At 61.6% G+C, this 13910-nt stretch carries 16 protein-coding genes and 2 pseudogenes; 14 read left to right on the top strand and 4 right to left on the bottom strand.

Features of this window, described 5'->3' with window-relative positions; translation table 11 throughout:
* Window positions 1-126: 126 nt before the first annotated feature.
* Complete coding sequence (locus NKH02_RS02910) at window positions 127-522, top strand: rhodanese-like domain-containing protein (RefSeq protein ID WP_352876222.1); 396 nt, start codon at window positions 127-129, stop codon at window positions 520-522.
* Between the two features lie 13 nt (window positions 523-535).
* Here NKH02_RS02910 and NKH02_RS02905 read toward each other — a convergent pair whose 3' ends face one another.
* A complete protein-coding gene (locus NKH02_RS02905) occupies window positions 536-1444 on the bottom strand; it encodes an alpha/beta hydrolase (RefSeq protein WP_352876219.1) in 909 nt (302 codons plus the stop codon).
* Between the two features lie 47 nt (window positions 1445-1491).
* Between NKH02_RS02905 and NKH02_RS02900 the strand changes: the two genes are divergently transcribed.
* The gene (locus tag NKH02_RS02900; RefSeq protein ID WP_352876217.1) at window positions 1492-1944 is read left to right on the top strand and encodes a MarR family winged helix-turn-helix transcriptional regulator; all 453 of its coding nucleotides are present in this window, start codon (window positions 1492-1494) and stop codon (window positions 1942-1944) included.
* Between the two features lie 19 nt (window positions 1945-1963).
* On the opposite strand, the gene NKH02_RS02895 is transcribed toward NKH02_RS02900, so the two are convergent.
* Together NKH02_RS02895 and NKH02_RS02890 are read right to left on the bottom strand one after the other, a co-directional pair.
* Window positions 1964-2575, bottom strand: coding sequence for a pyridoxamine 5'-phosphate oxidase family protein (locus NKH02_RS02895; RefSeq protein ID WP_352876214.1), 612 nt, complete (start codon window positions 2573-2575; stop codon window positions 1964-1966).
* 72 nt (window positions 2576-2647) lie between these two features.
* Window positions 2648-3001 (bottom strand): gamma-butyrobetaine hydroxylase family protein, encoded by a 354-nt coding sequence (locus NKH02_RS02890; RefSeq protein WP_352873064.1) that lies wholly within the window; start codon window positions 2999-3001, stop codon window positions 2648-2650.
* A gap of 200 nt (window positions 3002-3201) precedes the next feature.
* Here NKH02_RS02890 and moaA point away from each other — a divergent pair, with 200 nt between their 5' ends.
* From moaA to NKH02_RS02830, 12 genes and pseudogenes are all read left to right on the top strand, one after another.
* On the top strand, window positions 3202-4197 hold the full coding sequence (gene moaA / locus NKH02_RS02885; protein ID WP_352876212.1) for a GTP 3',8-cyclase MoaA: 996 nt from the start codon (window positions 3202-3204) through the stop codon (window positions 4195-4197).
* A gap of 57 nt (window positions 4198-4254) precedes the next feature.
* Window positions 4255-4728 carry a hypothetical protein gene (locus tag NKH02_RS02880; RefSeq protein ID WP_352873067.1) on the top strand — a complete coding sequence of 158 codons (474 nt, stop codon included), beginning with the start codon at window positions 4255-4257 and terminating at the stop codon, window positions 4726-4728.
* A 152-nt stretch (window positions 4729-4880) separates the two neighbouring features.
* On the top strand, window positions 4881-5240 hold the full coding sequence (locus NKH02_RS02875; protein ID WP_352876210.1) for a hypothetical protein: 360 nt from the start codon (window positions 4881-4883) through the stop codon (window positions 5238-5240).
* Between the two features lie 121 nt (window positions 5241-5361).
* A pseudogene (locus NKH02_RS02870) lies at window positions 5362-6282 on the top strand (DMT family transporter).
* Between the two features lie 56 nt (window positions 6283-6338).
* Window positions 6339-6956 (top strand): annotated as a pseudogene (mobA, locus tag NKH02_RS02865) (molybdenum cofactor guanylyltransferase MobA); the annotation flags it as partial.
* Between the two features lie 9 nt (window positions 6957-6965).
* Window positions 6966-7475: a molybdopterin-guanine dinucleotide biosynthesis protein B gene (gene mobB, locus NKH02_RS02860; RefSeq protein WP_352873092.1), complete on the top strand. Its 510-nt coding sequence runs from the start codon at window positions 6966-6968 to the stop codon at window positions 7473-7475.
* A 157-nt stretch (window positions 7476-7632) separates the two neighbouring features.
* Complete coding sequence (locus tag NKH02_RS02855; RefSeq protein WP_023759175.1) at window positions 7633-8418, top strand: ABC transporter substrate-binding protein; 786 nt, start codon at window positions 7633-7635, stop codon at window positions 8416-8418.
* 80 nt (window positions 8419-8498) lie between these two features.
* The gene (locus NKH02_RS02850; RefSeq protein ID WP_352873070.1) at window positions 8499-9218 is read left to right on the top strand and encodes an ABC transporter permease; all 720 of its coding nucleotides are present in this window, start codon (window positions 8499-8501) and stop codon (window positions 9216-9218) included.
* The gene (locus NKH02_RS02845; RefSeq protein ID WP_352876208.1) at window positions 9215-10036 is read left to right on the top strand and encodes an ABC transporter permease; all 822 of its coding nucleotides are present in this window, start codon (window positions 9215-9217) and stop codon (window positions 10034-10036) included. The genes NKH02_RS02850 and NKH02_RS02845 overlap by 4 nt, the downstream gene beginning before the upstream one ends.
* Window positions 10037-10148: 112 nt before the next feature.
* On the top strand, window positions 10149-11018 hold the full coding sequence (locus tag NKH02_RS02840; protein ID WP_352876207.1) for an NAD(P)-dependent oxidoreductase: 870 nt from the start codon (window positions 10149-10151) through the stop codon (window positions 11016-11018).
* Between the two features lie 12 nt (window positions 11019-11030).
* Window positions 11031-11735 carry a DNA alkylation repair protein gene (locus NKH02_RS02835; protein ID WP_352876409.1) on the top strand — a complete coding sequence of 235 codons (705 nt, stop codon included), beginning with the start codon at window positions 11031-11033 and terminating at the stop codon, window positions 11733-11735.
* Window positions 11695-12276, top strand: coding sequence for a GNAT family N-acetyltransferase (locus tag NKH02_RS02830; RefSeq protein WP_352876204.1), 582 nt, complete (start codon window positions 11695-11697; stop codon window positions 12274-12276). The genes NKH02_RS02835 and NKH02_RS02830 overlap by 41 nt, the downstream gene beginning before the upstream one ends.
* A 39-nt stretch (window positions 12277-12315) precedes the next feature.
* On the opposite strand, the gene NKH02_RS02825 is transcribed toward NKH02_RS02830, so the two are convergent.
* Entirely contained in the window at window positions 12316-13668 is a 1353-nt protein-coding gene (locus NKH02_RS02825) for a DUF7986 domain-containing protein (RefSeq protein ID WP_352876202.1), read from the bottom strand.
* Window positions 13669-13910 lie beyond the last annotated feature (242 nt).

The following is a 13910-nucleotide window of genomic DNA, read 5'->3' as shown; positions in this document are numbered from 1 at the left end:
TTGCAGAACGGTTTCACAACATCGTGACGGCTGGAGCGAGGGTGCTTGCGCTCCGGCACCGATGCGGCGTGACAAACGCCGGCCGGTGTGCTCGAAATTCGCCAGCAAGCCGGGAGGGATGAAAGCGTGAAAAAGGGTTATCGCGAACTGCTGGACGAGGCGAACGCCGAGATCGAGGTGGTTTCTCCTGAGGAAGCAGCCGGGCTGCTCGACGAGGAAGACACAATCTTCGTCGATCTGCGCGACCCTCGCGAGGTGGAACGCGACGGCCGGATTCCCGGCGCCAAACATGTCACGCGCGGCATGCTGGAATTCTGGATCGATCCCGAAAGCCCGTACCACAAGCCGTTCTTCGCCTCGGGAAAGAGCTTCGTCTTCTTCTGCGCCGGCGGCTGGCGTTCGGCGCTGGCCACCAAGACAGCGCAGGACATGGGGCTTGCGCCGGTCAAGCACATCCTTGGCGGCTACACCGCCTGGAAGGCGGCCGGACTGCCGGTCGAACCCGGCGAGAAGAAGAAATAATTTCGATCGACGCTCAGTGCAGCAGCGTCGGCTCGCGATGCGTCACGAAGCCGACCGCGCGTTCGACCACACCCTTGTCCGCAAGGATACGGCGGTGGCCGAGCCCGTCGGCCCAGTAGAGCCGCACATGGCCGCCTGCGCCGGCGTAGCGCCTTGCATGATCGGCCGAAACTTCGCGGTCGTCCTGCGCATGGATGACCAGGGTCGGCACCGGCGCCTGGGCGAGCTGGCGGTCGCCGGTGAATTCGTGCAGCGGCCGGCCGGAAAGATGCTCGACCCGGTCCGCCATGGCGGCTTGCGAGCGCGGGCCGACATTGAGCATGCGGCTGAAGTCGGCAAAGATCGCCGGCAGAGAGCTTGGCGCCGCAATCAGCACTAGGCGTCCGGCCGCCAGCGGCGGGATGTTCTTGACCGAGCCGGCGATGGCATTGGCGGCGACCGCGCCGCCGAAAGAATGACCGACCGCCGCCACGAAGGGGCCGAACCATTCGCCGGCAACCCGCACCGCATCGACGGCATTGACCATGTTCAGCCGCCTGCCCTGCGACTGGCCGTGGCCGGGCAGATCGAGCGAAACGACCCTATGGCCGGCGGCGCGATAGCCTTCGATCAACGCGCGCATATATTCGGTGCGCGAGCGCCAGCCATGGACGACAAGCACCGTGCCGGCGGCCGCCCTGCCCGGCTCCGGCCGGAACTCGTGCGCCATGACGCAGCCGGTCGCGGTCTTCAGCCGGTGATGACGCGCCTCGGTCATGAACTCGGCAGCGCGGTCGATGGCGCGCCGTTCACCGTCGCTGAGCGCCTTGACGTTCGGCGTGCGACAGAACAATTCGAACGCCGCGCGTCCGGTGAGCCGCGGCGCGACACGCTCGGCCGCACCGAACACGCCCCGGATGACCTTCAGCCCGAATGATGCCATAGTGAGAATCCATCCATACGTTCAAGCATGAACATAATAGTTCAAAGATGAACAATAAACAAGAGCTACCTTGGGACAACCCGCGTTTTCGCAACTGGGTCGCGGTGGCGCGCGCCTGTCATGTGCTTGAACGCACGCTGGCGGTGAAGCTGGGGCCGCTCGACCTGAAGCCGGCGCAGCTCGACGTGCTGATGAACCTCTATCGTCACCCCGGCATGTCGCAGCACGACCTTGCCCGCAAGCTGCTCGTCGGCCGCTCCAACATCACCATGCTTTTGCCGCAGTTGGAGGCGCGCGGCCTGTTGCGCCGCGAAGGCGACGACAAGGACAAGCGCATCCTGCGGCTCGCGCTCACCGAGGCCGGCGAGGCGCTGCTGATGCAGGCGCTGAAAGTGCATATGGCGCTGATCGAGAAGGCGATGAGCCAGTCGACAGCGGAACAGTGCGACATGATCGGCGATCAGATGCGCAAGATCTATGAGGTGCTGAAGGAGGCGTAGCGGCTCCTTCAGCCCAGACTTACCACATCGTCTTCTTCGCCCGCTCAGGCCATTCCTTGTCGTAGGTCTCGCCGTCGATGTTCTTGCGGCTGGTGATTTCCAGGATCTGTCCGGGCGTCGGCAACGACTTCGGGTCGACATGCCTCGCCGGATTCCAGAGCTCGGAGCGGACGATGGCACGGGCGCATTGGAAGTAGACCGAATCGATGTCGACGACGGTTACCGATCGCGCCGCCCTGCCTTCGACCGTGAATGACGCGCATAGCGTTGTATCCGTGGTGATATGAGCGCGACCATTGACGCGCAGCGTCGTGCCCGATCCCGGCACCAGGAACAGCAGGCCGACGCGCGGGTCGCGGATGATGTTTCGAAGCGAATCGGCACGGTTGTTGCCGCGACGGTCCGGCATCATCAGGGTTTTCGGATCGCGGATGCGCACGAAGCCGGCGAGATCGCCGCGCGGCGAACAGTCCAGACCCTCCGGGCCACTGGTCGCCAGCGCGACAAAGGGCGAGGCTTCGATGAAGGCGGCATATTCCGGGATGACGTGGTCGAGTTCCTTGACCAGCGAGGCCTCGCCTGGAACGCCATAGAGCGCCTCGAGCTGCTCGACCGTGGTGATGACGGACATCTTTTTCGTCTCCAAACCTTCGCTGGCGCTACCCCACTTCGATGACGCTTTGACGACAATGGCGGCGCCAGCCTAGCGGTCCCGGCTCAAGCCCTTTTCCGCAAGCTCGGCGAGATAGGCGTTCCAGCGCGCATCCTTCTCGTGGCCGAGCGTGTGCAGGTAATTCCAGGTGAAGATGCCGGTGTCGTGGAAATCGTCGAAGGTGATACGCACGGCATAGTTGCCGACCGGCTCGATCTTCAGGATAGCGACATTGCGCTTGCCGGGAACCGTCACCCGCTGTTCGGGCGAATGGCCCTGCACCTCGGCCGATGGCGAGGCGACGCGCAGCAGCTCCGCCGGCAGTTCGAAGGGCTGGTGATCGGGAAAGGTGACGGACAGCAGTTTGCGGTCCTTCGAGACCCGGAGTTCCTTCGGCGCGGTCATGCTGTTCGATCCCGTGTCATTCACCCCTTCCCTACGCCGCTTCGTCAAACGGGAAAAGGTCTGATAAAGCCGACCGACATGCTATGTCGGCGCAGGGATGTTGCCAAAGATCTACAGCCGCTATCTTGAATGAACGGCTGGATCGTATCACATAGCGGTATATAACGACGCCGTTCACGGCCACGGGAAGCGTTTGAAGCATGGACATGATCGACCCTTTCGGTCGCACGATCAGCTATCTCCGGGTGTCGGTCACCGACCGCTGCGATTTTCGCTGCACCTATTGCATGGCCGAGGACATGGCCTTCCTGCCGAAGAAGGACCTGCTGTCGCTGGAAGAACTCGACCGGCTCTGCGGTGTCTTCATCGAAAAGGGCGTCAGGAAATTGCGCCTCACCGGCGGTGAGCCGCTGGTGCGCAAGAACATCATGCATCTGGTGCGCCAGCTGTCGCGGCATCTCGAAAGCGGCGCGCTGGAAGAACTGACGTTGACCACCAACGGCTCGCAACTGTCGCGCTTTGCCGCCGAACTCGCCGATTGCGGCGTCAAGCGCATCAACGTCTCGCTCGATACGCTCGATCCCGACAAGTTCCACAAGATCACCCGCTGGGGTCATCTCGACAAGGTAATGCAAGGCATCGATGCCGCGCAGGCGGCCGGGTTGAAGGTCAAGCTCAACGCGGTGGCGCTGAAGGATTTCAACGACGCCGAGCTGCCCGGGATGATGCGCTGGGCGCATGGCCGCGGCATGGATTTGACGGTCATCGAGACCATGCCGATGGGCGAGATCGATGCCGACCGCACGGACCAGTATTTGCCGCTGTCGCTGCTGCGCGCGTCGCTGGAACGCCAGTTCACGCTGACCGACATCCCCTTCAAGACCGGCGGCCCGGCCCGCTATGTCCATGTCGCCGAGACCGGCGGACGCCTTGGCTTCATCACGCCGATGACGCATAATTTCTGCGAGAGCTGCAACCGCGTCCGGCTGACCTGCACCGGCACGCTGTACATGTGCCTCGGCCAGGAAGACGCCGCCGACCTGCGCGCGCCCTTGCGGGCCTCCGAAGGCAACGAACTGGTCGCCGAGGCCATCGACGAAGCGATCGGCCGCAAGCCGAAAGGCCACGACTTCATCATCGACCGCCGCACCAGCCGCCCATCGGTGTCGCGGCATATGAGTGTGACGGGCGGCTGATTCTTTACTGAATTCGTGCAAGATTGCCTTCCTGGTCATTTGGCTTGGAGGCGAGACATGCGGCGACGTTCTTCATCCCTGGCGTTTGTCACAGCAATTGCAGCGACCAGTGCGGTCGCCGCGCCGTTCACCTATGTGAACGAGCGCTTCGGCACCGTCTGCACGTTCCCCGATGAGATCTTCACCGATCGCCAGCCCGAGCCGGATAATGGCGACGGACAGGAATGGCTGAGTGCCGATGGCGCCAGCCTGATCTGCTCGGGCATCCTCAACATCGACGACGATACGCCGAAGGGTTTTGTGGCAGCCGAGAAGGCCAGCGACGAAGCCGGCTACATGGTCACCTACAGCAAGTCCGGCAAGGATTGGGCGGTGTTGTCTGGGTTGAAGGGCGGAAAGATCTTTTACGAGCGGCGCCTGTTCGGCAGGGATGGCGTCATCCGCACGGTCCGGATCGACTACCCGCCAGCCCTCAAGTCGAAATACGACCCGCTTGTCGGCGCCATCGCCGGCAGTCTCAAGGAGCCATGAGAGTTTGGGGGACCATGAGCGTTTCGGGACCGTGAGCATTTCGGCCACACCGCGAACAAATCCTTATCCGCGAATGCTCCGCTGATTTACCGTTGGTCCGTTCCGGCCTAGCCTTCCGCTTGGGACGGTTTCATCCAACGGGGGAATACATCATGCGCAAACTCGTTCTTTCTCTTGCACTGCTTGGCCTCGCTTCCGTGCCAGCGGCCGCCCAGTCGATCGGCGGAACCTATACGGTCGCCGGCACCAACTTCGACGGCTCCGCCTATGGCGGCGAGGCAACCATCGCGCTGACCAGCGGAACGACCTGCACGATCCACTGGGAGACGGGCGGCTCATCTTCCGACGGCATCTGCATGCGCAACGATGACGCCTTCTCCGCCGGCTATGTCATGGACAAGGATATCGGCCTCGTCGTCTACAAGGTGATAGACGACGGCTCGCTGCACGGCCTATGGACGATCGCCGGCAAGGAAGGCAATGGCACCGAGGTGCTGACGCCGAAAAAGTAGGTTCCGCCGCCATCGCAGGCGATCTCCTGGGCCACAAACAGGGCTGTGGCCCAGCCCTTTGCTGTTGCTGTTTCATGCCCGGCTGTTACAGGCTTGCCGCAAAGCAGAACCGGTAGTCGTCTTGCCCCTGTCTCCAAATCTTCGCGGCGCGTTGTTCATGATGGTGGCGATGGCCGGCTTCACGCTCAACGACGCCATCACCAAATACTCGTCGCAATCGATGAACATGGCGCAAGTCATGCTGATCCGTGGAGCTTTCGCTTCGCTTTTCGTCGGCCTCCTCGCCTGGCAGCGCGGCGCGCTCGCTCGCCCGGGCTCGATGCTGCAGCCGCTGGTGGCCATGCGCGTGATCGGCGAGGCCGGCGCAACGGTGAGTTTTCTCGTCGCCCTCGCCCATTTGCCGATCGCCAATGTTTCGGCGGTGCTGCAGGCGCTGCCGCTGGCGGTGACGATGGGGGCGGCACTTGTCTTCGGCGAGGCTGTCGGCTGGCGGCGCTGGCTGGCGATCGCCATCGGATTTGCCGGCGTGCTGATCATCGTGCGGCCTGGCTTCGAAGGGTTCAGCATCTACTCGCTGTCGGCGCTGGCCAGCGTCGCTTGTTGTGCGGTGCGCGATCTCAGCACCAAGCGCATTCCCAAGGCTATTCCGACCCTCCTGGTTTCGACCGCCACCGCGCTTGCCATGACCATGGTCGGCGCGGCGCTCTTGTCGCCGATGGGCGGCTGGACACCGATGACGGGCAACAGCACGGCTTTGTTGGCCTTGGCCGCGGTGCTGGTGCTCATCGGCTACCAGTTCATCATCATGGCGATGCGCTCGGGCGACATCTCCTTCATCGCGCCGTTCCGCTACACGGCCCTGATCTGATCGATCCTGCTTGGCCTGTTCATTTTCGCCGATATTCCCGATCTGCCGATGATCGTCGGTGCCACGATCATCATCGGCTCCGGCCTCTATGCGCTTTACCGCGAGCGAGTGGTCGGCCGGCGAAAGATCGTCGCCGAAAGCACCGGACCGTCGATGGTTCCGGACGGGATCTAGCCTGTTCATTTGAAGGTTCTTGCGATTCCCAGCGGCTGGCGTACAGGCTCCATGGCATGAAACGAGATGTTGCGGGGATCATTCTGGCCGGCGGTCAGTCGAGACGGATGGGCGGTGGCGACAAGACCCTGTTGCCGCTCGGCAGCGGCCGCGTGCTCGACCAGGTCGTTTCGCGCTTTGGCCCGCAGATCGGCCCTCTCGCGCTTAGCGCCAACGGCGATCCGGCGCGGTTCTCGCGCTTTGGACTGCCGGTGCTTGCCGACACGGTGACCGGCTTTGCCGGGCCGCTTGCCGGAATCCTCACCGGCCTCGAATGGGCCGTTGCCAACACGGCTTGCGAGGCGATCGTCACAGCCGCCGGCGACACGCCCTTCCTGCCGCTGGATCTTGTCGAGCGACTGGCGGTCGCCACCGATCAAAATCCAGGTTCGATTGCTGTCGCTTGCTCGGGCGGCAAGCGGCACCCGACCTTCGCGCTCTGGCCTACAGACTGTCGCGACGGCCTGCGGCAGTTTCTCGTCGATGAGGACAACAGGCGGGTTTCGGCTTTCATCGACCGGCACGGTTTTGTCGAAGTGGAATTCCCGCTTCTTCCATCGGCGGGCCACCCGGTCGACCCCTTTTTCAACATCAACCAGCCTGATGATCTTGTCGCTGCCGAAGGTCTGTTGCAGCATGAAATCATGAACAGACGTGTCTTCGGCATCACCGGTTGGAAAAACTCCGGCAAGACGACATTGACCGAAAAGCTGGTCACCGAACTTGTCCGGCGCGGCTGGAAAGTATCGACGGTGAAACACGCTCACCACGATTTCGACATCGACAAGCCGGGTGCCGACAGCTACCGCCATAGGCAGGCCGGCGCCACGGAAGTCGCGATTGTGTCGGGAACCCGCTGGGCGCTGATGCACGAACTGCGCGGTGAGGATGAGCCGACGCTGGAGGTGATTCTATCACGGCTCGCGCCTTGCGACCTGGTGCTGGTCGAGGGCTACAAGCGCGAGGCCCACCGCAAGATCGAAACCCGCCGGCTGGACGCGAAAGACCGCACGCCGCTTTCGGCAAGTGATCCCAATATCGTCGCCGTCGCCGCCGATTTCGCGGCTGAAGGCGGTTCCCTGCCGGTGTTCGATCTCGACGATACAAAGTCGATAGCCGACTTCATCGAGCGCACCACGGGGCTCGCTGGCTGAGCGCTGACGCAGCGGCGGAATAGCCTTCTCCATCTTTGTGGTTTTGCAGTTGCTTTTTTCTTGGAAAGAATGGGAGTATCGCGCCAGCGGGCGGCCAAAAGCACCGCCCCACAGAGCCGTTTGGAACGACGGCCGGGACCACAAAGAGAGGATTATCATGCGTATAGCACTGCGTATCGCGCTCGCCGCTTCGGCCGCGCTGTTGACGCTCGGCGTAGCCCAGGCCCAGGAAAAGACCCTGAGGATCGGCACCGAAGGCGCCTACCCGCCATTCAACAACCTCACCGCCGATGGCCAGCTCGTCGGCTTCGACATCGACATCGCAAAGGCGCTTTGTGATGAAATGAAGGTCAAGTGCACCTTCGTCGCCCAGGATTGGGACGGCATCATTCCCGCCCTTCAGGCCGGCAAGTTCGATGCCATCGTCGCCTCGATGTCGATCACCCCAGAGCGGCTGGAGAAGGTCGACTTCTCGCACAAATACTACAACACGCCGTCAGCGCTCGCCGTGCCGAAGGACAGCACGCTGAAAGGCGTGACCAAGGAAGATCTCGCCGGCAAGACCATCGGCGTGGCCACCACCACCACGCATTTCAACTATGCCTCGAAAACCTACACCGACAGCACCGTCAAGGGCTATCCGAGCAGCCCCGAGGAGCAGGCAGATCTTGCCAATGGTCGTCTCGACGCCATCGAGGACGATATCGTCGTTCTGCAGCAGTGGCTGGATTCGCCCGATGGCGCCTGCTGCAAGATCCTCGGCCAGCCGTCGCCGCAACCAGTCGAGATCTTCGGGCCAGGCGCCGGCATTGCCGTGCGCAAGGGCGAGACCGACCTGGTCAACAAGCTCAACACGGCCATCGACGCCATCCGCGCCAATGGAAAATACAAGGAAATCAACGACAAGTACTTCAAGTTCGACGTCTACGGCGCCGAGTCCTGATAAATTAGGGTGAGGACGGCGGGGAACTCTCCGCCGTCTTTCTATTCGTCTCGGGAACGCCGTGGAGATAAGACCTGTCGATGCCAGCCCAGAGCATATGGACACTTCTCAGTTGGGGACCCGATGGCTGGCTTGACGATATCGCCTATGGCGCACTGATTACCGTTGCGCTTGCGCTTGCCACGCTGCCCATCGGATTGACGATCGGCTTTTTCATTGCACTCGCCAAGCAGTCCGAAGAGCCTTCGCTGCGCCTTGCCGCCAATATCTACACCACGGTGTTTCGCGGCCTGCCGGAGTTGGTAACGCTTTTCCTGTTCTTCTTCGGCATGCCGATACTGCTGCAGCATCTCGTCAGGTATTTCTGGCCGGACGCCACCATCGACGTCAACAGCTTCGTCGCCGGCATGATCGTGCTCGCGCTGATCTTCTCGTCCTATGCCAGCGAGGTTTTCCTTTCGGCCTTCCGCGCCATACCGAAGGGCCAGTACGAGGGGGGCTACGCCATCGGGCTTTCCAACTGGCTGACCATGCGCAAGGTGATCGTGCCGCAGCTGCTGCGCATCGCGTTTCCCGGACTGGAGAATTGCTGGCTCAGCCTGCTCAAGGACACGTCCCTGGTATCGGTCGTCGGCCTCGCCGAGACGCTGCGCAATGCCAGCATTGCCGCCCGCGTCACCAAGCACGCTTTTCTGTTCTTCGGCGTGGCCTCCCTGGTCTTTCTTGGCCTTGCCGTCGTGTCGTCCTTCGCCACCGGCGCAATTCTGCGCTCGCTTGGCCGGCGGGAGGCGCAGCGATGAGCGCCACAGCCGCCATGGTCGAACGGCCGCCGCCCCAGGCGCGGGGTTGGCCGCGCAGGCGTATCGCCGGTTATGCGCTGGTCTGCCTGTGGATTCTATTCGGCGCAGGCATCGTCAGCTATCTGGTCGTTGCCTGGAACGCCGATTTCTTCGCCAAATATGCGCCGGCCTATTTGCAAGGGCTTGGGGTAACGCTCTCGCTGGTTTCCATATCGATGGTGCTCGGCGCGATACTTTCGGTGCCTGTCGCTTATGGGCGCATGTCCAGCAACCGGATCCTGTCCGGCCTCGCCTATTGCTATGTCTATTTCTTCCGCGGCACGCCGCTGCTGGTTCAGACCTACCTAGTCTACTATGGATTGGGCTCGTTCAGGGTCGAACTCCAGTCGGTCGGCCTCTGGGACTTTTTCAAGGACGCGTTCAATTGCGGCGTCTTTGCCTTTGCGCTCAACACCGCCGCCTACCAGGCCGAGATTCTACGCGGCGCCATCGAGAGCGTGCCTCGCGGGCAATGGGAAGGGGCAGCATCGCTCGGCCTGCACAAACTGCAGACATTGCGCAAGATCATCCTGCCGCAAGCCTTGATCGTCGCCTTGCGGCCCTATGGCAATGAACTGATCCTGATGGTCAAGGCGTCCGCCATCGTCGCCATCATCACGGTCTATGATCTGATGGGCAACGCAAAGCTCGCCTTCGCCAACTCGTTCGACATTCAGGCCTATATCTGGGTCGCTCTCGTCTATCTTGTGATGGTCGAGGTCCTGCGCCATGGCGTTGAATGGATCGAGCGCCGGATCACCGTTCACCTGAAACGCTGACCATTTTCAAATTGGCTGCACCAGTCGATCTGGTCACACGCGTCTTGACGAATTGAGCGCAGAGCCTAGAGCTTTCGCGGCAAATTCCGTTTCCATTCTGAAGGGCAAGCTCATGGCATCTGTGGCATTTCTCGGTCTTGGCGTGATGGGCTATCCGATGGCCGGGCACTTGAGGAACAAGGGTGGCCACGACGTCACGGTCTACAACCGCACCAAGGCCAAGGCAGAGCAGTGGGTCGGCCAGCATGGCGGCAGCCTCGCGGCGACGCCGGCGCAAGCAGCCGAGGGCAAGGATTTTGTCTTCTCCTGCGTTGGCAATGACGACGATTTGCGCTCGGTGACGACGGGTCCCGAAGGCGCCTTCACATCGATGAAGAAGGGTTCGGTCTTCATCGACAACACCACGGCCTCGGCCGAGGTCGCACGCGAGCTGGCGGCGGAGGCGCAAGCGCGCGGCTTTTCGTTCCTTGATGCACCGGTCTCCGGCGGCCAGGCCGGCGCCGAGAATGGCGTGCTGACCGTCATGGTCGGTGGTGAGCAGGATGCTTTCGACAGGACCAGGCCTGTCATCGACGCTTTTGCCCGCATGGTTGGCCTGATGGGGTCGGCCGGTGCTGGTCAGCTCACCAAGATGATCAACCAGATCACCATCGCCGGCCTCGTGCAGGGGCTGGCCGAAGGCATCCATTTCGGCAAGAAGGCCGGGCTCGACATCGAGAAGGTGATCGAGGTCATCTCCAAGGGCGCGGCCGGTTCCTGGCAGATGGAGAACCGCCACAAGACGATGAATGCCGGCAAGTATGATTTCGGCTTCGCCGTCGATTGGATGCGCAAGGACCTTGGCATCTGCCTGGCGGAAGCCGACCGCAACGGTGCCAAATTGCCGGTGACCGCGCTTGTCGATCAGTTTTACAAGGACGTGCAGGCAATGGGCGGTAAGCGCTGGGATACGTCCTCGCTGCTGGCGCGGCTGGAAAAATAGGCTTTTATGGCGATGCCCCTGCCCGATCCAGACTGGACCGCGGATGAGATCGTCGCCCACCTCAGGGCAATCGGCACCGCGGAGAATCGAGCCGGCTTGGCGCGGTTCGGCATCAACATCGCGACGGCGCTCGGCGTCGGCAATTCGGACCTGCGGCCGCTCGCCCGCAAGCTGAAGCGCAACAACGAACGGGGTCTGATGCTGTGGGACACCGGTATTCGCGAGGCGCGGCTTGTGGCGGCGTTCACCGGCGAGCCGAAAAAGATCACCATCGAACAGTGCCGCCGCTGGGCTGGCGACTTCGATTCTTGGGAGGTCGTCGACACTGTCTCGGACCTGTTCGCTGATACGCCGTTCTGGCGCCAGCTGATTGAAGAGTTCGCCCATGACGAGCGCGAATTCGTCCGTCGGACCGCCTTCGCCATGCTGGCATGGGCAGCGGTGCATTTGAAGAAGGAACCGGACGAGACGTTCCTGTCCTATCTGCCGCTGATCGAGGCCCATGCAAGTGATCCTCGCAACTTCGTCAGGAAGGCGGTCAACTGGGCGCTGCGGCAAATCGGCAAGCGATCGGTGAGCTTGCATGCTCCTGCTCTTGCCGTGGCGCGGAAGCTTGCCATGTCAACCGACAAGACCGCGCGCTGGATCGGCAAGGATGCTGTGAAGGAACTATCGGATGCCAGGACGATCGAGCGCCTCGCCGCCAGGAAGAGCTGAAGGACGCAAAATCAGCTTCACGGAAGTGACGCGCTCGACACGCGCCGATTTCGAAAACCTGTTCGAACAGCCGGGCGCGCCGAAATATTGCTGGTGCATGGCCTGGCGCCATCTGCCCAGCCGCGAGCATGTCCAGAACGACAAGAAGAAACGGGCCATGATGGCGCTTGTCGGTGCCGGCACGCCGGTCGGCATTCTCGCCCATATTGACGGCAAGACCGTCGGTTGGTGCTCGGTCGCGCCACGCCAGACCTATCGCAGGCTTTCCCGGCAGCAAGACGATAGCGAGACGGATATCTGGTCGATCGTCTGCTTTTACGTGCCAAGGGCTATGCGCGGCGGCGGGCTGGCTGCCGCACTGCTCGACGCGGCCATAGATCACGCCTTTGCCAAGGGTGCCAGCACGATCGAGGCTTATCCGGTCGATCAGGCGTCGCCGAGCTACAGCTTCATGGGCTTTCGCGACATGTTTGCGGCGCGCGGTTTCAACGAGACCGGGATGGCCGGATCTCGCAGACATGTAATGCGGCTCAAGCGTTGACGCTGGAATGAGATGCGTTCGAATTGAAAGCGCATCGGGCTATCGACGCAGGTCGTGAACGCCGAGTTCTTTCCAAACCCATTCGAAATTGTAGGTGGCCATGGGATCGGTTGGGTCCGGCTGCTTGACGGTTTGGTTTTCCATGTATTTGAGCCACTCGACGACCTTCTGGCGACCAGCGGCGGTTTTGACGGCCTGACGCGGTGTTTTATTTCCCAGCATTGCGACCGGCAGGTCCAGCGTTTCAAGATAGTGCCGATCCAAGAACTCATGAACGCCTTGTTTGATGACTTCGGGCGGCAGACTCGATTGCTTTTCGGTATGATTGCCCGGCCGCGCGGCCGTCATCTGCTCGACAGTACGGATATCGGTAAGAGGCGTCTGGACAAGATCGCCAAGGGCCTGCCGGATCAGGGCCGTCCCCTTTGTTGCTCGCGCAGCGGAATTGGTGGACAGTTTCAGGAAAGGACCCGTCAGCTCGACATTGCCCAACACGCTCAAACCGTCGTCCATCGTGGCGTCGAGAGTAGCTGCGTTCCCCCTCTTTGGGTTGTCCCTGTTTCCCGGCGTCTCTTCCAGCCAGTTCCAGAATTTCACATTTTCCTGCCACATCCCCGGAATGCTGTTCAACCGGGCAGCGATATCCCGCTGTATCGCCCCGGATGCCAGGGGAAAACAGACATCGTGGAAAACGATGTCGTCGCCATGATTGTTTCGCAGCAATGGCCTGGTCATTGCCCTGTTGAGGGTGTCGTACAACCAGGACAGAGTGAACATGGACGCTGCCGCCTGCAGCTCTTCATTCTTCAAGGCAGGTAGTTTTTTTGCATTTTTTTTGCCGAACGTGCCCCGCAGCACATCGAACAGCGTCTCCGTGGCTTGCGGGGTGAACGGCAAAACGCCGCCCGCAAGAACGTTCTTCCCCATGACAGGTACGACCCGCGCAGCAATCCTGTCCCACTGTTTCAACGTCTTCGTGGCTGTGCCCTCGCTAACTGTGATGGGTTCACCTCCGCGGATAAGGTCACGCGCCGCAAGAGATTGTCCAGGCACGACGTTGCTTACTTCGTATAGGCTCATGACGGAGGTCCGTAACGCCATCATATAAGCCTTGGATCGGGCGTTTTGCTTCCAGCCTCGACGCTTGACATAGTCATCGACCATGTTGCCGGGTTCACCCTCGAAGTCTTGGGTCAGAAAGTCCTCGAAGGCGCAGCCCCAAACGGTCATTGCCCAGACCTCGCCGAGGATTTCGGTGAGGTCTTCGAAATCCATGTCGCAGGCATCGAGGACGGGGCCGAGATGATCGTCAAGCACCTCTTCGAAACATCCGCGCCATTCCACACGGGTAAGGAATTTCATCAGCCCTTTGAGATCATCGCTGGTTGGCATGGTACTTCTCCATGTTCTGGCGAGGTCGTGGACGAACGTATGCGGCCGGCTATGGCCGCTCTATTTTTTGCTCCGCTGTCGCGACCGGGCAAGGCACTTTCGGCGCTTTCCCAAGCATTTATTCGTGTCATGCTCCCCGCGAGGTCGCTGCGAGACCCCGATAGCGCACCACCCTCACAGCGGCGCTCGAATTGCGCGCAAGAGCGAAAGTGTGGATTGAGGTACAGTGCGATCCGGCATCT

It is taken from the genome of Mesorhizobium sp. M1396 (assembly GCF_040317725.1).
GTDB lineage: Bacteria > Pseudomonadota > Alphaproteobacteria > Rhizobiales > Rhizobiaceae > Mesorhizobium.
Note: the sequence above shows the minus strand (reverse complement) of the source record. Positions and strands in the feature narration are given on the sequence as shown.